Origin of the sequence: Neobacillus solisequens (assembly GCF_051233465.1) — a bacterium.
GTDB lineage: Bacteria > Bacillota > Bacilli > Bacillales > Cytobacillaceae > Neobacillus.
Genome location: NZ_JBKFGJ010000017.1, coordinates 26,064 through 48,651, shown reverse-complemented (window position 1 = coordinate 48,651; position 22,588 = coordinate 26,064). Strand labels below are relative to the sequence as shown.

Here is a 22,588-nt window from a genome sequence, read left to right as displayed (position 1 = left end):
GCTCACTCCTAATCATTGTATACTATTATTATTTTTCCCAATTTCTCCTTTTATACATATTATACAATAAAAAGAGCCCAATAAATAACATTGGGCTTGCTACTCGAACTAATTGTTATTAATCATTTAAATGAAACGGAACAGTAGAAACCACCACATCTTTTCTATTTAAAAGAAGTGTACGAATACGAAAAGCTGACTGATTGTGTAATAATCGATGCCAGAACTTGTGTGTGATAAATTCAGGTAAAAGAACAGTTATTCTTTTTTCTTTTCCATAATGGCGTTCCGCACGCCCAATGAATTCAATTAATGGCCTTATTAAGGTACGATAACGAGAAACAACGACCACTAATCGGACGCCTGGATTCCATTGTTTCCATCTTTCTTCCATTTTCTTAGCCTCTTCAGGGGAAAAAGCTACATAAAAAGCTACTACATATGGAGATAATGCCTTTGCATAAGCAATAGTTGACAATACAACCTTATGGATTCCTGCAACAGGAATAATAACGACCGTTTCAACGGCAGGAATGGGTTCATTTAATTCAACTTTCAATTGTTTAGCGACATTGTCATAGTGTTTGCTAATTCTTGTTAATAAAAACACAAGTAACGGGGTAATGATGATAACAATCCATGCGCCTTCTTTAAACTTTGTAATACAAAATATGATAACAACGCATAGTGTTACAAAGGCACCTACACCATTGATGATTGCTTTACGTTGCCATCCTTCTGACTTGTCTCTGCACCACTTTAATACAAGACCTACTTGTGCCATTGTAAATGAAAGAAAAACCCCAATTGCATAAAGTGGAATTAATGCATCCGTTTTTCCGCGAAAAACAATGAGAAGAATACTGGCTAAAATTCCTAATGTAATGATTCCATAGTTAAAAGCTAACCGGTCACCCCTATTGCTAAACATACGGGGCATATTTTTATCTTGAGCCATGATCGATGATAAAATAGGGAATCCATTAAAACTCGTATTGGCAGCAAGTGTTAAGATCGCTGTTGTAGCAAGCTGAATAACATAATAGAAACCACCTCTGCCAAAGGCCGCTTCTGCAACCATCGATAAAACGGATTTGGTCCCTGTTGGGTCGGGATGTATATTATAAGCTTGTGAAAGTATGGTTACTCCTCCAAAGATGACAGCTAATAAAATTCCCAATGTTAACATGGTTCTTTTTGCATTTTTTTCAGCAGGTCTTCTGAAATGAGGAACAGCATTCGATATAGCTTCGACTCCTGTAACAGCTGAACACCCGGAAGAAAATGCTTTTAATAATACAAACCAAGTCAAACCTGTAGGTAATCCGGTAGGAACAGATACAGAATGGGTTGTATGCCCAGTGCCAGTTAGCCAATCAAATAAACCTTTCCCTACAAGGACTAGCATACAGAAAATAAATAAATACGTTGGGAAGGCAAATACATTTCCAGATTCAGACGTGCCTCTTAAATTCATCCAAACCATAAACCAGGTGAATAATAAAGCGATTGGAACAACATAGGGAACGGCTGCATGATAGGCTGAAGTGATCGCCATCACTCCTGCTGAAATGGAAACGGCAACGGTTAGTGTATAATCAATTAGAAGCGAAACACCAGCCAAACGCCCCCACATCATTCCTAAATTTTCCTTGGCTACCATATACGCCCCGCCACCTTGTGGGTAGGCATCAATGACTTGCCGGTAGCTAACAATTAAAATCGCGATTAGTAAAATAATTGCCAGCGCAATGGGAATAGAAAATGAGAAGGCAAATGCTCCAACGGTTGCAAGCTCTAATAATATCATTTCTGTTCCGTATGCTACGGAGGAAAGGGCGTCCGATGATAGAATCGGTAAAGCTTTCCACATGGGCATTTTTTCGCCTTCAGCCTCTTCCGATTTTAATGGCCGCCCTAGGATTAGCCGTTTTATTGATTGAGAAGTCATTTCTTTCTTCCTCCAATTATTTTTTAATTTAAGTACTTTTTACTTGTTGTTAATTTTTTATATTGGATTCTGCATATACATCGTAATTTAAATGAATATTATGTTCAGTATTAATTAAATTAATAAATTTGACTGCATCATTTTTATTTTCACAAACCTGTATATGCTCTATCCAAACGGAATACCGATTTTTTTGAATACATGTAAGGATGCAAGGAAAATTAGTACCTGATTTTAAAACATACCATCCTTTCCTTAAATCTTTCCATGGCTTCTTCAATATAGATAAAATCGGTAACTTGCTTCTGTTAGACCAATTTTGTTGGTCCTGTTCAATACGGATTGAATGATAAACTTCATTTATTTCACCATTATCTGAATTAATTAGTTCGGTAAAACCTGCACTTCTTATAGCGTATTGAAGTTCACTTTCATTGTCTGCAAACCAGTAGCCTAAAATAATCCTTTTACCATCGATCAATTTCCAAATTCCACCAAAAACTCTATAACTTAATGTATGCATATCAAAACAGTCTTTTTTTGATCCAAATAAGGTTGGACAAGAATTATCTAAATAAAGATATTCAAAATCGAAATTGGTATTAGAAAGTTGAATCATAAAACTTCCTCCCAAAAATCAACACTTTGGCATTGAATCAGTAAAATTAACCAAAATTAAATATTTAATGAGTCCTGGTAAACCTTTAGTCTCTCTACTTTCTTTTAATGTATCCCCTATTCCTTTTTCCTAAAAATAGGCATAATAAAAAGACCTACTTAACATGCTCAAGTTGCCTTTTTGCTTTGTAAACAAAAAGCCCCCTGAATCAGGTGGTCTTCTGACCTCCTTCGCTTTAGCCGACGAAGTTAGCTGACGGGTAGGATGGCGAAAGAGTATCTCATCCTTTCTACAACTTGTAGAATTAACCCCGGAAAAATTGGTTCCTCCGTTCCTGAGTTTCCTCAGAATTAAGCCGTTCATATGATTTTTTTATAATGAAATTTTATAAAACTTCGCTCAAATCGACTTTCACCTTCTCTTATTACTTCTTGTGCTCCCCTATTTAAAATAAATCTATATGTATTTTAAGATCGTTTAAATAAGAAATACAGTTAAGATGTTGTTAATTTTTTAAAATCGAATTCATTTTATAATTTCAATAAAATATTATTAGATAATAATATCAAAACATGAAGGATGATATGAATGAAGCAACTGAAACATATCACATGGAATATCGGGGTGATGGTCATGATCATGATGTTCATTACTTTCCTATCTTTATTCTTCAAATATATAGGAATAACTGAAACCAATATAATCATTACTTTCATATTAGGTGTTTTGCTAGTTTCAAAATTTACAGAAGGTTATTTGTATGGAATAATTGCATCAATAATCGGGGTATTGGATTTTAATTTCTTTTTTACTATGCCTTTTTACTCTCTCGCTGTTTATCGACCAGACTATCCCATAACATTTGCTATTATGTTGATTGCCGCGATTATCACAAGTACATTGACGACAAAGGTGAAGAAAGAGGCAAGTTTATCCTCCATTCGTGAAAAACAAACACAAATTCTTTATCAGATCAGTAAAAATTTACTCCAAGCACCAGACGTAGACCAAATCTTAGAAATTGGTGCGAAAAAGATACTTGAGTCCATCAATCATTCTGTTTTCATTACTGCGTTAAAATCATCGAACGGACTGAGTGAACCTTTCATATTAAAAACAGATGAGAATGAACAAATTTTTTATAATAGCGATGGAATAAGAAAAACAATCCAAACAAATAAATCGTTAGAAACAAAGAATGTAACCTATTTTCCGATTAAAGGACTTGACGAGAGTCTCGGGGTAATTGGGATTACCTGCTTGAATTCTACTTTAACCATTGAGCAAAAAAGTTTTGTCGAAGCCATTTCTATGCACCTTGCGCTAGCAATGGAACGCGAAAAAATTTCAAAAAAACAACAGAAAGCCCAAGTAGAAATGGAAAGAGAAAAACTTCGAGGTAATCTTCTTCGTTCAGTATCGCACGATTTACGTACACCTTTAACAGGAATTTTAGGATCTACGACTACTTTACTCGAACACGGAGAAATACTTGAAAAAGATGTGAAGAGACAATTACTAGTTGATATTTTCGAGGATTCTAAATGGCTTATCCATTCAGTTGAAAACATATTAAGCATTACCAGGATGGATGATGGTAACGTTTCAATTAATAAAAATATGGAATTAGTGGAGGAAGTCGTTAGTGAGGCAGTCTTTAGAATAAAAAAACTTGATATTCATCATGAAATAAAAATAACTATTCCAGACGAACCTATTATGATTCCAATGGATGGAATATTAATCAAACAAGTATTGATAAACTTGCTTGATAACGCCATTAAATATACACCACCTCATTCCACTATTAAAGTGAGAGCCTTTCTTAAAGATAATTTTGTTTATTTCGAAGTAGCTGATAACGGAAATGGCATTCCCGATGAAAATCTGTTTGTGATTTTTAATCGATTTTTCACTACTTCTTCAGGGCGTGGCATCGGGTTAGGTCTTTCCATTTGTAAATCGATTATTACCGCTCACGGTGGAGTAATTTCTGCTTTTAACAATGAAGAGGGCGGAGCAACTCTTCGATTTAAATTACCAGTAAAGGATGATACATATGGAAAATAAGCCAGCAATTCTTGTGGTTGAAGATGACAAATCGATTAGAAATTTTATTTGTGTTTCATTAAATGCAAATGGTTATAAATACATTGAAACAGATTCGGGTAAAACCGCTATTTCTTTAGCCGCATCCCATCGTCCAGAAATCATTATTCTGGATTTAGGACTTCCAGATATTGATGGGATTGATGTGATTACCGAATTAAGAAAATTTACAAAAGCACCTATTGTTGTTGTATCGGCACGAGGGCAAGAAAAAGAAAAAGTACGAGCTTTAGATTCTGGTGCAGATGATTATTTAACAAAACCTTTTAGTTTGCCCGAACTGCTCGCACGACTGAGGGTTGCTTTGCGTCATTTAATTCCTACTAGTATCTCTAATCAGCAGGAATTGAGTTCCATGTTTACTGTCGGAGAATTGAAAATTGATTATGAAAGACGCCATGTTTTTTTATCAAATGATGAAATTCACTTAACGCCTTTGGAATATAAATTATTGGTTTTGATGGCAAAACATGCAGGAAAGGTATTAACACATAAATTTATTCTAGGGGAGATTTGGGGAGATACGAATGGCAATGATACATTGTCACTCCGAGTATTTATGGCAAATATGCGAAGAAAAATTGAAAAAGAACCAGCTCAACCCAGATATTTGTTAACTGAAATCGGAGTAGGTTACCGACTAGCGGATGAATAAACTAAAGATTCAATTAGCGTCATTTGTTGTCAGGACAGCTTCTTGTTCTCAACAGTGAAAGCGAACTATAGTTTTTTTGCCTTCACTTGCACATATTTATAAAAAATGATAAAAAAGGGACCAACGTCCACTGAACTGCACCTCCAACTGTTAGATCGTGTCTAACAATTGGGGTGCAATTCAATTAGCCTGCTTGTTCTTTTAAAACATGTAAGGGTATGAATGTAGAACACATGAGGTCCCGGTTAGTTTTATTTATGTATTTTCCTTTTAAATTTAGATCCTTAGCGATCCACGGAAACCCCTGGCTGCGTAATAGGATTCTGCTCCATTGTGGTACACAAAGACCGTGTCGTAGCGACGATCACAGAAGATGGCCCCACCGAGATTTCTAATAGTTGCAGGGGTTTTCACCCAGCTCGATGTTTTAGTATCGAAACTTCCCAGATTCTGCAGCTCCCGGTATTGTTCTTCTGTTAAGATCTCAATGCCCATGTCAACAGCCATATCCATAGCGCTGTTTTGTGGTTTATGCTGTTTCCTTGATTCCAGCGCTTCACGGTCGTAACAAACACTTCTGCGACCTTTAGGACTTTCCGCTGTACAATCACAAAAAATATATTCGTCCGTCTGTTTATCGAGACCAATAACGTCGGGTTCTCCACCAGTTCTTTCCATTTCATAGAGCGACCATAGTTTTTCAGTATTTGCTTCTAGCTTGGCCTGTACTTTGTCCCATTCAAGCCCTTTATGACGATTCATGTTTTTCTCAAAACGGGCTTTTAATGTATTGAGTATTTCTTCATGTTGTTCAGATGACAACATCCTTGTTTCCATATTCATAAAATCCTCCTCGTATATGTTACTTCTTATTTTGTGCAGTTAAAATAATTTTTCTAACAAATAACTCACACTTTTTAATAATGGCGAAAATTATTATATAGTATGTATATGGAGAAATTCGAAAAAATTATTTGTTTATTGAGGAAATAACTTAATATGTAAATTATATATTGACAGAACAGAAGAAAAAAAGCTAAAATTTTAACAACTACTTGGTAAAGCATAGTAGCTTCTTTTTTAATCCACTATCTTGTTTTACATAATACAGGTGTGATTTTTAAATGAAAGGAAAACTATACATGTCCTTAAGAAGTCAATTATTAAAGGGAATACTGGATGGCTGTGTGTTAGCAGTAATCGAAAAGAAACCAGTGTATGGTTACGAATTATCAAAAAAACTTCAAGAAGAAGGTTTAGGCGATATAAGCGAGGGCACCGTTTATCCTATTTTACTGAGGTTACAAAAAAATGGTCTTATTCGTGGGGTAATGCAACCCTCAGACTCTGGGCCAAACCGAAAGTACTACCATTTAACCGAGCAAGGAAAAGAAGCGCTCGATACCATTGCCTCAGAGTGGATTCAAATTGCAAAACCTATTAATCATTTATTCAATGGGAGGAATTTACCGTGAAGGAAAGACAATTGATTGAGGAAAATAATGCAAAACGTGAGCTACTTACCCCAGAGAACAAACAATACTATAGTGATATGTTAATTTATATCCGATTGAATCCGTCTCTGTCTCAACAATACTCTGAGGAGGTTCTAATGGAAATGCTAGACCACCTGCTTGATGGGCAACAGGAAGGAAAGTCTGCTCGGTATATATTCGGTGATGACCCTAAACGGTATGCTGATGAAATTATTCAAAACCTTCCAAAAGAAAAGAAACGAAAAGTGATTCCTTTTATATTGGGGATTGTCTTTAATCTGATTAGTTGGATGATGATAGCCCGAGGTATCACTATGCTAATAGTCTCCAAATTTAGGAGTGTAGAAAACATCGTTTTCCCATTCTCATCACTTATTATGCAGGCTATTATTCTAGCTTTTGTCCTATTTGAAGTATGGTTTATCTTTAGGGTTATTCAAAATTCTTTGTTTAATCAAAGTGCGAATGAAAAGAAAAATATGCTGAAAGTAGGAATTTCCGCTGCCTTATCAATGGGAGTTGTTATTGTAGTAGGAAGGTTCATTCCTCACTTCGGCCCAAGCTTCCCATTTACTTGGTTAGCCTCTCTACTAACTGGTGCAATCCTTTGGATTGTCGTATTCATGGTGAGAAGATTCAATAGAAACTAGATCCGTTAATTATTGAAGGTTATTCAAATATATAAGTTTATTTCAAGGTAACCATTCTTTCATTTATTTGGTGAATTTTGTGAGCATCCTTACAGTTGGAGTGTTGAAAATTACCTTCTAGTATTACGGAAATTCTCACAATATTTTCTGCTAATAAACTCTACAATAAAGTAGAAGAAATCATTAGTGTTTCTAAATAAAAATATCTTGAGAGAAGGTTCTAGTATGTTTAAGAATGTAATTGTAAGAGTTCCATCAAAATCAGTAGTGGAAGGTATTAGTAGTGCAGACTTAGGAAAACCGGATTATAATCTAGCACTGAAACAACATGAGCTATATGTAAGCGCCTTGACAAAAACTGGTGTGGATGTAACTGTGCTTGAACCAAATGATGAATTTCCTGACTCTTGTTTTGTAGAAGATGTTGCCTTATGTACGAAAAGATGTGTCATTATCACTCGCCCAGGTGCTGAAACGAGAAGAAATGAATCAGCTTTACAAGATTTACAAACTGCCTTAAATAAATTCTATGAACATATAGAATACATAAAAGAACCGGGAACTATAGAAGCCGGCGATATTATGATGGTTAACGATCATTTCTATATCGGTGAAAGTGCCCGTACGAACCGCGAGGGTGCAGAGCAAATGATCGCTATCCTTGAAAAATACGGATTAACAGGCTCTATCGTTCCATTAAAAGAAGTATTGCATTTGAAAACTGGTTTAGCCTATCTAGAAAATAATAATCTATTAGTAGCTGGCGAGTTTTTAACTTCTCCAGAATTTGAAAAGTTTAATAAAATCATTGTCTCAGTAGAGGAAGCATATGGAGCAAACTGCATTTGGGTGAATGACTATGTATTAGTGCCGGAAGGATATCCAACTGTCCAAAAAGCAATTGAAGACCTCGGCTATAAAGTATTAGTGGTCGATACTTCAGAATTCAGAAAAATTGATGGCGGATTAAGCTGTCTATCACTTAGATTCTAAATAAGGTGAAAATCCAAAGTGAGAGGAGTATGGGAAAGATTTTCTCATACTCTTTACTATGCTAGTGCATACCAGGAGGAATTCTTATGGGATCGGAAAAAAAGCTAAACCTTGGTTCTTTAACCGCTGTCATCATTAGTTCGATGATTGGTGCAGGGATTTTCAATTTAATATCTGATATGGCCTCGCAAGCTGCCCCGGGGGCGATTATTGCTGGCTGGCTTGTTACTGGAATTGGGATGGGGACCCTTGTCTTTTCTTTTAAAAATTTAAGTGAAAAACGTCCCGAATTAGACGCTGGAATTTATAGCTATGCCAAAGAAGGATTTGGTGATTATATGGGGTTTAATGCGGCATGGGGATATTGGTTATCTGCTTTAATGGGAAATGTCGCATTTGGAACATTAACCTTTAGTGCATTGGGCTATTTTTTTGAAACCTTTGGAGACGGTCAGAATATTTATTCAGTTTTAGGCGCTTCCATCACATTATGGATTATTCATTATATAACGATTAAGGGTTCGGGTACCGCTTCCTTCGTCAATTTTATTGTAACGGTTGCAAAAATTATCCCCATCATTTTGTTTATTATTGTCGCTATTTTTGCTTTTAAATTTGATGTATTTTCATTAGATTTTTGGGGAACAGCTTCCGGGAATTTTGAATTCGGATCTGTTGCCTCACAAGTAAAAAATGTGATGTTAACAACGGTTTGGGTGTTTATTGGTGTAGAAGGAGGAATCATTTATTCCGGTCGTGCCAAAAAGGCAAAAGATGTCGGGAAGGCAACATTAATTGCCTTTACATCCGTTCTAATCCTATATGCTCTAGTTACCATTCTATCCTTTGGTGTTATGTCTCAAAATGAATTGGCCGATTTACCAAAACCGTCAATGGCACATGTACTTGAACATATTATTGGAAAACCCGGTGCCATTATAATAAATATCGGTGTTATTATCTCCATTCTTGGCTGCTGGCTTGCTACCACCATGTATACGGGAGAAGTTCCATATCGAGCAGCACAGTCCAAAAACTTCCCGCGGCTGTTTACAAAAGTGAACGAAAATGGTGCACCGACTGCTGCTCTTCTCGTAACAAATTTATTAATCCAAATCTTTTTATTCACTTTTTTAATTAATGACAGTGCCTATAATTTTATGTATTCCCTTTCAGCTTCAGCTATTTTGCTGCCATATGGGTTAGTCGCCTTTTATCAATTAAAATTCTCATTAGGCGAAAAACCAGGGACAAAAAATAGAGTTCAGAATATTATTTTAGGGATCATATCCAGTGTCTTTGTGGTTTGGGTTACAATTGCATCAGGGATCCAGTATTTCTTATTAACAATGTTTATCTTTGCCGCCGGATTCTTCGTGTTTGCATGGGTTCAAAAAGAAAACAAAAGAAAATTATTATCGACAAAAATTGATTGGATTTTTGCAGGGATTGTCCTTATCTTGTTCATTATCTGTATAATCCAAATAGCAACTGGTGCCATTGACCTTAGGACTATTTAAAAAGAATGATAGGTTGGAATGGGGCTGCCTCATTTTTACTATGAAGAAGCTATTTTTATGTTAAGAAGTAGGCTGCCCTATCATTTATTGAATACATTACTTTAACCGATCTAAAAAATATTCGGGTTGCTCAATTTTTATTTGTTTGTTGTCATTAAAAGATATTACATTGTCATCTTTTAATTCTTTAAATATATGGGATACCGATTCTCTTGAAGTTCCCGAAAATTTAGCAATTTCGGTTTGTGTGACCGGAATATCTATGATTACACTGTCTTGAGCATTGATCCCGTAATAAATCATTAAATAGGCAATTGTTTGTTCGATTCGATCTTTTACATAATTGGTCGTAATGATAGCAATTCGCTTTTCATGTTGTTCCATAATTTCTGTCAGTATTTTAGCAACATGATACAATCGACTTTGATCCAATAAAATAAATTTTTCAAAAATGGCTGTTGGGATATAATAGACAATAATATCCGTAAGGGCATATGCAGAAAAATGATAATAATCATCTGTAAACATTCCTCGATAAGGAAAAAAATCATGCGGTTTTAAATAGTCCAAATACAGCATCGTTGCATCTTGATTAAACCTTTCCAGTTTAACAAATCCCTCTAGCAAAAAATAAATTCTATCCCGCGGATCCCCTTCAGAAAATAGAAGTTGATTTTTTTTATATGTTCGCTTAAACATATACTTCTCTAATGATTGATAATCTTCCTTATTGCCTAATAAAAATAGGTCACTTTGGGTTAGATTCATGATCTGCCACACTCTCCTGTTCCTAGCCATTTAATTATTGCAAATAGAAAGTAACTATTTACAATTATACAAAGGTATTTATCTAAATTTTTGCTGAATTTGTAACAATAAAAGGAAATTATACTTTCCTAACGGCAAAAAGAGGGATCCGCACTCTTCCCTCTTTGCTTGGTTTTATTTTTTATCAGTTCTAAAAATGAGAGAATCGTTAAGGTTACTTTATCAAAGTTTGCTAATTTAAAATGTTCATTCGGAGTATGAATATAAAGCCAATCTTAGTAGGTTATTCTGATCGCATTTGCTCTGAATGAAGATTCTCAATCTCTCTTTCTTACCCTAGCTGACGTTTAAATGCTTTAATGGCGAAGAAGAAAGCGATCACCATGATACCGACGCACCAGGCAAGGGCAATCCAGATATCGTTGCCCACAACCCCATCATATAAGAGAGCACGAATTGCATTCACGATTGAAGTTACGGGCTGGTTCTCGGCGAACGCACGGACCATTTTAGGCATGGTTTCGGTGGGGACAAAGGCCGAACTGATAAAAGGGAGGAAAATCAGTGGGTACGAGTAAGCCGTCGCCCCTTCCATTGACCTTGCTCTCAATCCGGGTATGACCGCAAGCCATGTCAGGGCCAGCGTAAACAACCCGAGTATTCCAGCCACCGCGAGCCAATTGACGATATCAGCGTTGGAACGGAAGCCCATCAAGAGTGCTACGAGGATCACCACCACAACTGTAAGAGAATTGGACACAAGCGAAGTCAACACGTGAGCCCACAATACCGACGAGCGCTTGATTGGCATAGTAATGAATCGCGCCATCAGCCCACTTTTTACATCTGTAAACAGTCGTAAGGAAGTGTAAGCGACTCCGGATGCGATCGCCATCAGTAAGATTCCTGGCAATAAATAATTGACGTAGTTGTCCGTGCCTGTCTCTATGGCACCGCCAAATACGTAGACAAATAGAAGCATCATCATAATCGGTGTAATTGCCACCGTAATAATCGTGTCAGGGCTGCGCATAATATTGCGCATTAAACGCCCTAGTAATACCCCTGTTTTGCTTTTCATTTACATCTCCTCCTTTTTACCGATGATTGCAAGGAATATTTCCTCCAAGGTCGGCTGCTTCTCGATGTACTCTACTTTTGCTGGCGGGAACATTTCCTTAAGTTCGGTAAGGGTACCTGTTGTGATGATTTTTCCATCATGCAGGATGGCGATACGGTCCGCCATTTGTTCGGCTTCCTCCAGGTACTGGGTCGTTAATAAGATGGTGGTTCCGCCGCCGGCAAGTTCCTTGATGGTATTCCAGACTTCGATTCGCGCTTCGGGGTCAAGCCCTGTCGTCGGTTCGTCGAGAAAAATGACTTCTGGCGTTCCGATCAGGCTCATGGCGATGTCAAGCCTGCGCTTCATCCCGCCAGAATACTGGTCCGCCCGGCGATTGGCCGCGTCACGCAGGCTGAATCTTTCAAGCAGATTGTCGGCGACTTGAGCAGGGTGGGAAACTCCCCGCAACTTGGCAATCATCAACAGGTTTTCCCTACCTGTAAGCATACCGTCCAAAGCTGCGAACTGCCCTGTTAGGCTGATACTCTGGCGAACATAATCTGCTTGAAGCTGGGTATCATAGCCACATATACCTACTTCGCCACCATCGGGCTTCATCAGTGTCGAGAGGATATTGACCGTCGTCGTTTTTCCCGCTCCATTTGAGCCAAGCAGTGCGAAAATTTCGCCACGTTGAACCTCAAAATCTACCCCCTTTAAGACCTCCTTATCTTTAAAGGATTTTTTTAATCCTTTTACAGAAATCACTGCATTGCTCATATTTTTTCCCCCTTATTAAAATTGAAGATTGCCGACACCTTCACTACTAAGTCTCACTGATATTCTGTATTACTTACTACATGATTAAAAATATAACTGAATAGTTGAGGTGACATAGTACATTTGTAACCAGCTATCCAGTAGGTATGATCCATTGCATCAATTTATTCCCAATCTATATTCAAGATACCTGTCGACATCGGTTTTAGAAAAGGAAACCAAGTCGTCCCAAGTGAAGGTTTTCTTTATTCACCGCGTCCAATTGTATCGTTCAACTTCTTACGATACTTATCCTTCCACGTTTGCTCATCCTTCACTAGGTCATCGCAGAAAGCAGCCACGTCCTCACCTGTAAGATCAGTGACTTTCTTGCCATCCGCTGCACCTTCCTCAAAGAGGTCAAGAATGCCGCCAAAGATACGGCTACTGTCCTTCCAGTCGGTGGGGCCGCCACCAGCAGTCCACATATACTTTTGGATAGCTTTATAAGCGTTGCGGAACTCAGTTGGAAGTGCCTTCGCACGCGCCTCCATCGCCTTCCATTCCCTCTTGTCATCCAGACTTCCGATAATTTTTTCAAAAATGCTCATATAACTTCTCCTTTTAATTTTATTTTCGTTTTAAGTTCGTTTATTTTACTTGAGACAAAATCCCACTTCTTCCAAAATAATTCAAGCTGCTCCTGACCTGCTGCATTGAGCGTATAAAATTTTCTCGGCGGTCCCATAGTCGACGGCTTTTTCTCGATGTCCACCAGATTGTTTTTCTCAAGCCGCATGGTTATTGTATAAACTGTGCCTTCCACCACATCAGTGAAGCCAAGTTCTCGCAATTGTTGGGTGATTTCATATCCGTAAGTTTCGCCACGGCTGATGATTTCAAGCACACAACCCTCAAGCACCCCTTTCAGCATTTCTGTAATATTTTCCAATTTTTTACCTCCTTCTTATTTTACTAATTTATTTACAGCATTCTGCAATAATGGTATTTTGTGATACAGATATTCTGTAATACTGACTACTAGTATATAGTATTACCGAATACCATCATTTGTCAATAAAACTTTTCATCAAATACGCCCGTTATTACGAAATTAAATTTTTATTGAGTAAAATTCCATTAGGATAAGGTGAACTAATATGATCTACACCTGACTTAAAATATCCTAATGATATAAAAGCATTAAACGGGCTATCAAGACCCATTATTTATCAAAAAGTACATTGCCAGCAGAATAATCATTACAACAAAAATACCTATAAGAAGCCGTTTCAATATAAGCCCTCCTTTAAATTTTCTTTGTAAAGCTTCATTATCATGCTAAATTAAGAACCAAAAATGCCTTTTTGATTGCTACTGTTGAGGTAAATATCTATTTGTGGAAAGAGCTAACTTTCTAATGCTTTAGTTAAGGCTTTAATTGCACTCATTACTTCTTTAATATTTTCTTCATTGTTCAAATTGTTTCTTGCATGAAGAAGAACAGGTCTAACAGACTCTATCGAACGTCCAAATTCATACATCCATTCATAACGTGGAACCATCCAAGTATGAAAATGATGTGTTGTATCTTCATTGTAAAAATAATATACGTATTCTATATCTAAGACCTCTCGTTGAGCCTTTCTAATCTTTGAAAGAATGTTTATATAGTCATTTCTTTCTAATTCCGTTAGTTCATCCAAACATTTTATATGCCGTTTTGAGGCTAATATTACTAACCCCCTTATTGGATAGGCAACATCTTGATGTGCATGAAAATATTCAGTTTCAATCACAACTCCACCATCAGGTTCAATTAATCCATTTACCAACGCACAACTTAAACATTCAACCTCTATTGTTTGTCCATTGGATAATGTAATTTTTCTCATAAGGGTCCCCTCTAATTATCAAAATCTGATAATACTTATCTTTTTTATTTCTATATCGCTCAAAATTCATTTTAAATAATTATTCTTTTTATGAAAAATACGTCTGGGGTACTAAATTTTTTAAACTGCACTCACCGCCTTCAAATATTGTTTAACATCAGCTAAGGATAACCTTAGTTTTTTAAATCAATCAGACTCTTAGATTCAATTCTTGCTACCAACTTGGAATATGATATACCTAATTATTCCAGTAGCCAAGACCATGAATACTATTGGTAGAAATTAAGTTAAGGACAACAATTGAAGAGTTCTTTTACAGGCATATGTAATTACCTTTTTACATTAATAAAAATTATATAATTTTTTGTAAATAGAAAAAACTGTTAAATATAGTATAATATGTTTTATATACACGAAAGGGGAGTAATGTTTGAAAATTGTTAATGACTTAGTTTCCTCAAATAATAGGAACATCCCATTCACACTTTATAAACAGGATAATCGCACTGATTCTTTAACTATTATTTTACCGGGTACAGGCTATACAACCCAGAAACCCTTGCTCTATTTTTCCACAAGTGCTTCTCTACAAAAAGGCTTTGATGTACTACAAGTCAATTATGAATACTCCAAAGAAGAATTGTCATTGTTAAGTGAACAAGAGTTTACAGCCGATGTTATTGCTGTAATCGAGCCTATATTGAAAAATGAGAGATATTCAAAAATAAATATCATTGCAAAGTCAATAGGTACTATTGCTTTGACTTATCTCTTGGATAATCTCATTTTTGAAACCGCAATGACTATATGGTTAACCCCTCTGTTACAGAGAGATGATGTTTTTAATGCCCTTTTAAATAGCTCAAATAAAGGACTCTTAATAATAGGTGATCGTGATCATTGTTATATAGAAGAAAGATACAAAGAATTAAAAAGCAATAATAATATTAGTCTAAAATTAATTGAAGGCGTTAATCATAGTTTAGAGTTTGAGGGCAATATATTTAATTCAATTGATGCTCTTAAAAAGGTAATAAATTTAATATATGAATTTGAATAAAACTGTATGGCTCCCCATACAGTTTTTTAGTCTATCTTTTAAATAAAAGATTTCCACAATAAATCTCCTATACCAATCTGTACTTATTCATTTATTAGATTAAACCATCTACCCTGACAAAACGAAAAATCCCTTAACAGCGCTAACTGACTCTTCCTTTATTCATTAGAAACTTGCTTCCGGAACAGCCTAAATTAAATGTAAGCACTATTTGAGTAAGGACCAAATCTTTTATAATGAACAAGGGTTGCCTTTTCATTTATGCTATGGTTCCTTATTCGGTATATGTTTCTTTATATCTTTATTCGCTCCACCAAATCCTGCGAATACTGAATTTATAAATAGTCAGTTTCTCTCCAAGCTTTATCAATTCACTGATTGCCCATCTAATTTTTTGTTATTAAACCACCTTTTTGTCCCTACTGTCTTTCTAATATTAATTCTCATGGAGATTTTCCAAAAAAATGTTAGGATAAATATAAGTAAATATAGGTGGGGATTACAATGAAAATTCCATATTTAAATGCCAAGTTAATATATTTGGATCGAGTGATTCAAATGATTTAATTGAAGCTCGAAATGTCTTTGTAAATAGGAGGAGCATTCATGTTAAGTAAAAGTGGATTTAATTTATGGGCAGATAATTATGATAACACTGTTCATATAAGTGAAGAAAACAATGATTATCCGTTTGCAGGGTACAAACAAATATTAAATATTATATTCAATGAAGTAATGCAAAAAACGTATTCAAACGTGTTAGATATAGGGTTTGGAACAGGTGTATTAACAAGTAAGCTATATGAAAATGGGCATCAAATAGATGGTTTGGACTTCTCACCTAAAATGATTTCTATAGCAAAGTCCAAAATGCCAAATGCACATTTAATAGAGTGGGATATTTCAAAAGGTTTACCCTCCGAAATCGTGAACAAGCGGTATGATTCAATTGTAAGCACCTATACATTGCACCATCTAACGGATGTGGAAAAGGTCATCTTTGTTTCCAAATTATTATCCCTACTAAAAGAAGAAGGGAAAATAATAATTGGCGACATTTCTTTTCAGAGCAGAGAGGAACTGAATAAATGCAGACAGAAAAATCTGCACCACTGGGACGATGATGAATTTTATTTCGTTTTTGATGAATTAAAATCTGCATTAGCAAGTATATGTAATTGTAAATTTCAACCGATTTCTCATTGCGGAGGGATTATAGTCATTTCTAAATAAAGTATGGGAGTAGCAACTCTACATTGCTACTCCTTCTCTTTCTGGAATATTATTGCCTGTTAATCCTCGGTCAGGATTGCGGGGTTTTTCCCCGTTTTGTTCCGCTTTTTGCGAAAATTATATTATGACAAACGAAGTGTTTATTATGATGTTTGTTAATTTATTGCGGAAAAAAAGCTTATATCATTTTTGCAATAATTACAATCAAATATGAAGCAGGAATTATTAGTAATAGCGATGCGAATGTTCCCAATGTTTTACTTCCTACCATTCCAATTACAACTGTACGAAAATCTTCTTCTGTGCAGTTTCCTTCTATCACATCATCAGTCATAACCGATAATTGCGGGTCAATAAATATTGCCATGAGAATAGTCGCAATCCCATTTATGATGGAAGATAAAGTAACGCATGTTGCTCTTAAATCTGGAGCAATACTACCTGCATATATTGGTGCTAATGCTCCAACCGTTAATAGGGCAACTGCAATGAGATTAAAACTTATTATTTTTATAGGTAATTTCCTAATATTAAATCCTGTTATATTCTCTTTTACGGGGATTGCCACACAATCTATTATGTAATTAACTCCAGCTTTTGAAAAACTATGGATAACAAGTTTAGGAATTGATCGATCAACTGAGAAATGTAATACCCCTTTATAAAAAATCCTTTGAAATGTTGGAATTAAAAAAGCTCCAACAATTGTAGCAATGCACGACACTAAAATGATGACATTAAATATAGGTAATAAATCATTGGAACCAGAGTGATGTTCTACATATTTAGTTAATAATGGAACTTGAAACGTTACTGCCATTCTTGATACTAACGTTAAGATATTAAATACTGCAAATGATACAGCAATTTTACCTGTTCTAACCCCAACCATTCGGACAGAATACGCCAATGTCCCTATCAAAGAAATAATAAAATTTAAGATTAAAACAATGAAAATTTGTGGACTCAATTTCCTTACACCTTCTTTTTTTACCTATAAATTACCTTTTTATTTGCAATCTCTTATTTCACTAATCCGTAAAACCAATAAGCTACTCTTCAATCTCCATCATAATTTTCCTATCCACTTTAAGAAGTGGCAACCAATAGAGTATTTATCTAACCTTTCGTTCTCTTTAACATCACTTTTTTGTGGAAAGGCTAGTTGAAATACACTGGGATTATTGATCCTAATTAACACTCTTTCTGTAGTTTCATTAGCAGAACTTGTTCCATAATCCTTATATTTTTCCAACAAAGGCAAAAATGCCTTAACTTGTATATCAAATATTGCTTGTGCATCTACATTTGTTGCTTTTTCCAATCGTACTTCCAAAAGACCACCACCCAATATATGTAATAATTAGTATTCTACAATTCTTTTGTTATTTCCTTCACCTTCAGAAATTAGAACGTGGTTACTTTGTAGCTCCGGTCCCTGATAAATAAGTAAATAATCAAACTCCCCTTGTAATTAAGTTTATTTGGGATCATCAGGAGGAAAAAAATAATTCTAAGGTAAAGGGGATGCATTGATGATCCAAAGCAGCTTATTTTGGTATGGCGATCCTTATTTTTAAATTTCTATTACTTTTTCCAACTATGAATGAACGTTAATACATAAAAAGAGACCGAGGGCACCTCAAGATTTCTCCTGAAGACCATCGATCTGTAGAGCAAATTATTATTTAAATTCTACTATGTTTTTTACTTACTTTGTAAGGGACATACTGATTGAAAGGACAGTTTATGCTACAACTTTTTTACGAGTTGAGCGACACATTCCACGTGCGTCGTCATTGGAAACATATCTACAGGCTGAACCTCAAGTGTCTTATATCCCCCATCTTCTAGAATCCGCAAATCCCTTGCCAAGGTGCCCGGGTTGCAGGATACGTAGACGACCTTTGTCGGTTTCATATCAATGATGGTCTGCAGCAATGCTTCGTCACAGCCTTTTCGTGGCGGGTCGACCACCAGGACATCGGCGGTATTCCCTTCCTTATACCAAGTTGGAATGACTACTTCAGCTTCTCCGACAGCAAATTCTGCATTCGTTATCCCGTTTAAATCCGCATTCCTCCGGGCATCTTCAATTGCCTCCAGAACAATTTCCACACCAAATACTTGTTTTGCCTTTTGTGCTAAAAATAACGAGATCGTACCAATTCCACAATAGGCATCAATCACGCTCTCTTCCCCACTTAAATTGGCATATTCAAGAGCCTTATCGTAAAGCACCTTTGTCTGAACAGGATTGACCTGATAAAAGGACAAGGCTGAAATAGCAAACTTCACGTTGCCAATATAATCGTAGATAAATTCATTACCCCATAAAACAGATGTCTTTTCACCAAGTATCACGTTGGTCCGTTTGGAATTGACATTATGGACGATTGACTTTACCTGGGGCAGCCGTGCCGTGACTTTTTCAATTAATTTATTTTTAAAAGGAATATCAGCCGTTCTTGTTACGACAACAATCATTAATTCACCCGTTTGCTTTCCGTAACGGGCCATAATATGACGCAGCACTCCTTTATGAGTTTCCTCGTTGTAAGCAGGAATACCTAGTTCCCCGCAAATCTCCTTCACTGCTTTGATTGCCTCGTTTACTTCAGGGAGTTGAATCACACTTTCATCTGTATCCACAATTTCGTGGCTTCTAGGTTTGAAGAATCCGGCAATCAGTTTGCCATCCTTTTCCCCCACCGGCACTTGGGCTTTGTTTCGGTAGTGGAATGGCTGGTCCATTCCGATAATCGGGTGGACGACGACATCCTCCAGTTTGCCAATTCGGCTTAAAACCTGGCGGACTTGATTTTCCTTGTATATAAGCTGCCCTTCATAGCTGATATGCTCGAGCTGACAGCCACCGTATTGATTCTGTTCCTCGCTAGGAATGTCTACCCGGTACGGGCTTTTTTCATAAAGTTCAATTAATCGACCAACGCCATAGCCTTTATTTACCTTAATGACCTTGATCTTTGCTTTTTCTCCAGGCAAACCGTTTGGGATAAATAGTGGATACCCATCCACTTTAGCTACGCCTGCTCCATCATGAGTTAAATCCTCGAAGACGACCTCAATATATTCATTTTTTTGAACTGGCAATGTTCTGCTCATTTACTTCTTCCTTTTCTGCATTTTGACTAACGAGATTGTATCATAAAGCAAGCTTTAATGCGAAATTTGCCATGTTTAGTAGATTTTTACCCATTTTTCATTTAAATTGTCAGAATATTTTTGTTTTCAAATATAATGAAAGTGAGTATGATTAAAACAATCTCATTGGAAGGAGTCGATTACGGTGAAGAAGTTTCAACCTGTCTCCATCCTATTGCTCCTTAGTCTTTTGGCTTTTGCCTTGATTCATTTACCTTCCATCAATCACACCAATCACGCTGCCGAGCATAAGGCTGTCATCATGTTGGATGATACGTCATCCAAGGTGCAATGGGACGATGAGAAAAAGCAGCCATTTCATCATCCATTACTATTTATCTTGACTCTGATCCTGCCCATTACCACATTTTCTCTACAGTATTTCTCATCTAATTATTACAAAGGCTACTTCTTTCTATTACCTAAATTTTATCAATCTAATTACATGGTCTCTCCCTCCCTTTAATGCACTATTTTTTAAAAATAAGGGAGGAATTTTAAAATGTGGATTCGATTTCTAATGATTGGCTTCTTCTCATTTTCTGCGGTGAGCCTGTTAACTTACCAAGGTATCGAGATTTTCCATGCATTTGTTGATTATTTCAAACAAAAATAAATGAAAAGCAGACTCTTAGGTGCTTGGTTATGGACTTTAGAGTCTGCTTTTTTGATTTTAACGGGTACTGGCAATTTGGTTTTGATTGGTGTCCTATTGGCGACTGTCATTTTTCAATTTATATTTTTGGGGTGACAAGAGGGTTTATTGGCGACCGATTTTTCGGTTCCTTTCCTTTTTCGGGTGCCAAGGGGGCTTATTGGTGACCTCCTTCTCGGCCCTTTTCCTTTTTCGGGCGCCAAGAGGGCTTATTGGCGACTGTCTTTTCGGCCCTTTTCCTTTTTCGGGCGCCAAGAGGGCTTATTGGCGACTGTCTTTTCGGCCCTTTTCCTTTTTCGGGCGCCAAGAGGGCTTATTGGCGACCGTCTTTTCCGCTCCTTTCCTTTTTCGGGTGCCAAGGGGGCTTATTGGTGACCTCCTTCTCGGCCCTTTTCCTTTTTCGGGCGCCAAGAGGGCTTATTGGCGACTGTCTTTTCGGCCCTTTTCCTTTTTCGGGCGCCAAGAGGGCTTATTGGCGACCGTCTTTTCCGCTCTTTTCCTTTTTCGGGTGCCAAGGGGGCTTTACTAGCGACCGCCTTATTTGATTTTTTTACATCTAGGGGTGCAAATGGAGCTTATTGCGATCATGAAATCTTCAAACTTTTCTCCAGCATAAATTGTTCGATATCAGTAGGAGGCAGGGGCTTACTGAAATGATAGCCTTGCCCAACAAAACATTGATGGTTCTGTAAAAAGTCTACATGTTCTCTTGATTCGACTCCTTCCGCAATAACCATGAAGTTCATATTACGGCCCATATCAATGATCGTCTTGACGATTGGGCCTTCTTTATTGACCGATAATTCATCAATAAAGGCCTTATCAATTTTCAAACAACTCACAGGTAAGTCTTTCAAATAGCTTAATGAGGAATAACCTGTTCCAAAATCATCTATAGCTATTTGAATGCCTAATCCCCTTAATTGATCGAGTATTTTTTTTGTTTTATTTATGTTTTGCAGGACACTTTCTGTAATTTCTATTTTTAAATACTTGGGGTTAAGATTTGTTTCCGCTAAAGTAGTTTGCACTTCATGAACATAATTTGGATTCTGGAATTGGCGGATTGATGCGTTAACGGACATGGAGACATTCTCCATTCCCATTTGCTGCCATTCCACTAATTGACGACAGGCTGTTTCCAATACCCATTTGCCAATGGGTTCAATTAAACCGGATTCTTCCGCCACCGGTATAAAGTCAACGGGGGACACCATTCCAAGCTCTGGATCGTTCCATCGCAGCAATGCCTCAAATCCAATAGTTTTTCCGGTTCTTAATTCAACCTGCGGCTGATAGTTTAAGCTAAAATTATTTTCTTCTAATCCTGCTCGGAGCCTTGTTTCCAGTTTTATTTTTTTCGAGATTGCTTCATTCAATTTATGGTTGAAGAATTTGAAGTTATTCTTTCCTTCCTCTTTGGCAAGGTACATGGCGGCATCAGCACTTTTCAATAATTCCTTCATGTTTTTTCCACCCTCTGGGTATATCGTAATCCCCATACTCGGTGTGGTATATAAGAAATTGCCATTAATGTCAAAGGAAGTCTCAAATCTATTAAGAATCTCTTGGGCAAAGATCTCAAGCTTGGTTGGGTCGGATTCTAGTAAAATAATGGCGAATTCGTCCCCTCCTATTCTAGCAACAGTTGCTGATTTTCCCACTGATTCCTTAAGTCTATTGGCAACCTGTTTTAGTAACATGTCCCCACAGTCATGACCTAGACTATCGTTCACATATTTAAAACGATCTAAGTCAATATACATCAGCGAGAATGAGGAGCCCTTAACGCGAGCTTTTTTTAGTTCCTGCTCGATCCTTGTTTGGAATAGATTTCGGTTCGGCAAATGGGTCAGCGGATCATAATGGGCTAAATTCTCAATTTTTTTAAGCAGACTGCCTATTTCATCGCCTTGTTGTTCCAGTTTTTGTTCTTCCTGTATGAAGGTTTCATCTGATAAGGCAATGCGTTTTAATTTTTTGAACATATTTTTATT

General features: G+C 36.7%; 22 protein-coding genes and 1 riboswitch. Of the genes, 9 read left to right on the top strand and 13 right to left on the bottom strand.

What is annotated here, in order from left to right; all coding sequences use genetic code 11:
- Positions 1-118: 118 nt before the first annotated feature.
- Entirely contained in the window at positions 119-1,951 is a 1,833-nt protein-coding gene (locus ACI3K6_RS16010) for an APC family permease (protein ID WP_435555602.1), read from the bottom strand.
- A 49-nt stretch (positions 1,952-2,000) separates the two neighbouring features.
- A complete protein-coding gene (locus ACI3K6_RS16005) occupies positions 2,001-2,570 on the bottom strand; it encodes a hypothetical protein (protein WP_435555601.1) in 570 nt (189 codons plus the stop codon).
- Positions 2,571-2,792: 222 nt separating this feature from the next.
- A riboswitch (cyclic di-AMP (ydaO/yuaA leader) is annotated at positions 2,793-2,937 on the bottom strand.
- A gap of 221 nt (positions 2,938-3,158) precedes the next feature.
- Here ACI3K6_RS16005 and ACI3K6_RS16000 point away from each other — a divergent pair.
- The gene (locus ACI3K6_RS16000; protein WP_435555600.1) at positions 3,159-4,640 is read left to right on the top strand and encodes an ATP-binding protein; all 1,482 of its coding nucleotides are present in this window, start codon (positions 3,159-3,161) and stop codon (positions 4,638-4,640) included.
- Positions 4,630-5,334, top strand: coding sequence for a response regulator (locus tag ACI3K6_RS15995; protein WP_435555599.1), 705 nt, complete (start codon positions 4,630-4,632; stop codon positions 5,332-5,334). Before ACI3K6_RS16000 ends, ACI3K6_RS15995 begins: the two co-directional genes overlap by 11 nt.
- 276 nt (positions 5,335-5,610) lie before the next feature.
- Here the strand turns inward: ACI3K6_RS15995 and ACI3K6_RS15990 are convergent, their stop codons facing one another.
- Positions 5,611-6,177, bottom strand: a complete 567-nt coding sequence (locus ACI3K6_RS15990) for a DUF4256 domain-containing protein (RefSeq protein WP_435555598.1) — start codon at positions 6,175-6,177, stop codon at positions 5,611-5,613.
- Between the two features lie 299 nt (positions 6,178-6,476).
- Here ACI3K6_RS15990 and ACI3K6_RS15985 point away from each other — a divergent pair, with 299 nt between their 5' ends.
- The 4 genes from ACI3K6_RS15985 (at position 6,477) to arcD (ending at position 9,993) form a co-directional block, all read left to right on the top strand.
- Positions 6,477-6,809: a PadR family transcriptional regulator gene (locus tag ACI3K6_RS15985; RefSeq protein ID WP_435555705.1), complete on the top strand. Its 333-nt coding sequence runs from the start codon at positions 6,477-6,479 to the stop codon at positions 6,807-6,809.
- Positions 6,806-7,480 carry a DUF1129 family protein gene (locus ACI3K6_RS15980; protein ID WP_435555597.1) on the top strand — a complete coding sequence of 225 codons (675 nt, stop codon included), beginning with the start codon at positions 6,806-6,808 and terminating at the stop codon, positions 7,478-7,480. Before ACI3K6_RS15985 ends, ACI3K6_RS15980 begins: the two co-directional genes overlap by 4 nt.
- A 225-nt stretch (positions 7,481-7,705) precedes the next feature.
- Positions 7,706-8,473 (top strand): dimethylarginine dimethylaminohydrolase family protein, encoded by a 768-nt coding sequence (locus ACI3K6_RS15975; protein WP_435555596.1) that lies wholly within the window; start codon positions 7,706-7,708, stop codon positions 8,471-8,473.
- 86 nt (positions 8,474-8,559) lie between these two features.
- Positions 8,560-9,993 (top strand): arginine-ornithine antiporter, encoded by a 1,434-nt coding sequence (gene arcD, locus ACI3K6_RS15970; RefSeq protein WP_435555595.1) that lies wholly within the window; start codon positions 8,560-8,562, stop codon positions 9,991-9,993.
- A 96-nt stretch (positions 9,994-10,089) separates the two neighbouring features.
- Here the strand turns inward: arcD and ACI3K6_RS15965 are convergent, their stop codons facing one another.
- From ACI3K6_RS15965 to ACI3K6_RS15940, 6 genes are all read right to left on the bottom strand, one after another.
- Complete coding sequence (locus tag ACI3K6_RS15965; RefSeq protein ID WP_335479849.1) at positions 10,090-10,761, bottom strand: Crp/Fnr family transcriptional regulator; 672 nt, start codon at positions 10,759-10,761, stop codon at positions 10,090-10,092.
- A gap of 331 nt (positions 10,762-11,092) precedes the next feature.
- Positions 11,093-11,842 (bottom strand): ABC transporter permease, encoded by a 750-nt coding sequence (locus ACI3K6_RS15960; protein WP_435555594.1) that lies wholly within the window; start codon positions 11,840-11,842, stop codon positions 11,093-11,095.
- A complete protein-coding gene (locus ACI3K6_RS15955) occupies positions 11,843-12,604 on the bottom strand; it encodes an ABC transporter ATP-binding protein (RefSeq protein ID WP_435555593.1) in 762 nt (253 codons plus the stop codon).
- 245 nt (positions 12,605-12,849) lie between these two features.
- Positions 12,850-13,194, bottom strand: a complete 345-nt coding sequence (locus ACI3K6_RS15950; RefSeq protein WP_435555592.1) for a DUF1048 domain-containing protein — start codon at positions 13,192-13,194, stop codon at positions 12,850-12,852.
- On the bottom strand, positions 13,191-13,535 hold the full coding sequence (locus ACI3K6_RS15945) for a PadR family transcriptional regulator (RefSeq protein WP_435555591.1): 345 nt from the start codon (positions 13,533-13,535) through the stop codon (positions 13,191-13,193). Before ACI3K6_RS15945 ends, ACI3K6_RS15950 begins: the two co-directional genes overlap by 4 nt.
- Before the next feature lie 457 nt (positions 13,536-13,992).
- The gene (locus tag ACI3K6_RS15940) at positions 13,993-14,478 is read right to left on the bottom strand and encodes an HIT family protein (RefSeq protein ID WP_435555590.1); all 486 of its coding nucleotides are present in this window, start codon (positions 14,476-14,478) and stop codon (positions 13,993-13,995) included.
- 430 nt (positions 14,479-14,908) lie between these two features.
- Between ACI3K6_RS15940 and ACI3K6_RS15935 the strand changes: the two genes are divergently transcribed.
- Together ACI3K6_RS15935 and ACI3K6_RS15930 are read left to right on the top strand one after the other, a co-directional pair.
- Positions 14,909-15,538 (top strand): alpha/beta hydrolase, encoded by a 630-nt coding sequence (locus ACI3K6_RS15935; protein WP_435555589.1) that lies wholly within the window; start codon positions 14,909-14,911, stop codon positions 15,536-15,538.
- 606 nt (positions 15,539-16,144) lie between these two features.
- Entirely contained in the window at positions 16,145-16,771 is a 627-nt protein-coding gene (locus ACI3K6_RS15930) for a class I SAM-dependent methyltransferase (protein ID WP_435555588.1), read from the top strand.
- 178 nt (positions 16,772-16,949) lie between these two features.
- On the opposite strand, the gene ACI3K6_RS15925 is transcribed toward ACI3K6_RS15930, so the two are convergent.
- The 3 genes from ACI3K6_RS15925 to rlmD all read right to left on the bottom strand — a co-directional run bounded on the left by ACI3K6_RS15925 (position 16,950) and on the right by rlmD (position 19,897).
- A complete protein-coding gene (locus tag ACI3K6_RS15925) occupies positions 16,950-17,741 on the bottom strand; it encodes a lipid II flippase Amj family protein (RefSeq protein WP_435555587.1) in 792 nt (263 codons plus the stop codon).
- 99 nt (positions 17,742-17,840) lie between these two features.
- Positions 17,841-18,107 carry a hypothetical protein gene (locus ACI3K6_RS15920; protein WP_435555586.1) on the bottom strand — a complete coding sequence of 89 codons (267 nt, stop codon included), beginning with the start codon at positions 18,105-18,107 and terminating at the stop codon, positions 17,841-17,843.
- 416 nt (positions 18,108-18,523) lie between these two features.
- Positions 18,524-19,897, bottom strand: a complete 1,374-nt coding sequence (rlmD, locus tag ACI3K6_RS15915; protein ID WP_435555585.1) for a 23S rRNA (uracil(1939)-C(5))-methyltransferase RlmD — start codon at positions 19,895-19,897, stop codon at positions 18,524-18,526.
- A 184-nt stretch (positions 19,898-20,081) separates the two neighbouring features.
- Between rlmD and ACI3K6_RS15910 the strand changes: the two genes are divergently transcribed.
- Positions 20,082-20,402 carry a hypothetical protein gene (locus ACI3K6_RS15910; RefSeq protein ID WP_435555584.1) on the top strand — a complete coding sequence of 107 codons (321 nt, stop codon included), beginning with the start codon at positions 20,082-20,084 and terminating at the stop codon, positions 20,400-20,402.
- Between the two features lie 773 nt (positions 20,403-21,175).
- Here the strand turns inward: ACI3K6_RS15910 and ACI3K6_RS15905 are convergent.
- Positions 21,176-22,579 (bottom strand): putative bifunctional diguanylate cyclase/phosphodiesterase, encoded by a 1,404-nt coding sequence (locus tag ACI3K6_RS15905; RefSeq protein ID WP_435555583.1) that lies wholly within the window; start codon positions 22,577-22,579, stop codon positions 21,176-21,178.
- Between the last annotated feature and the right edge of the window lie 9 nt (positions 22,580-22,588).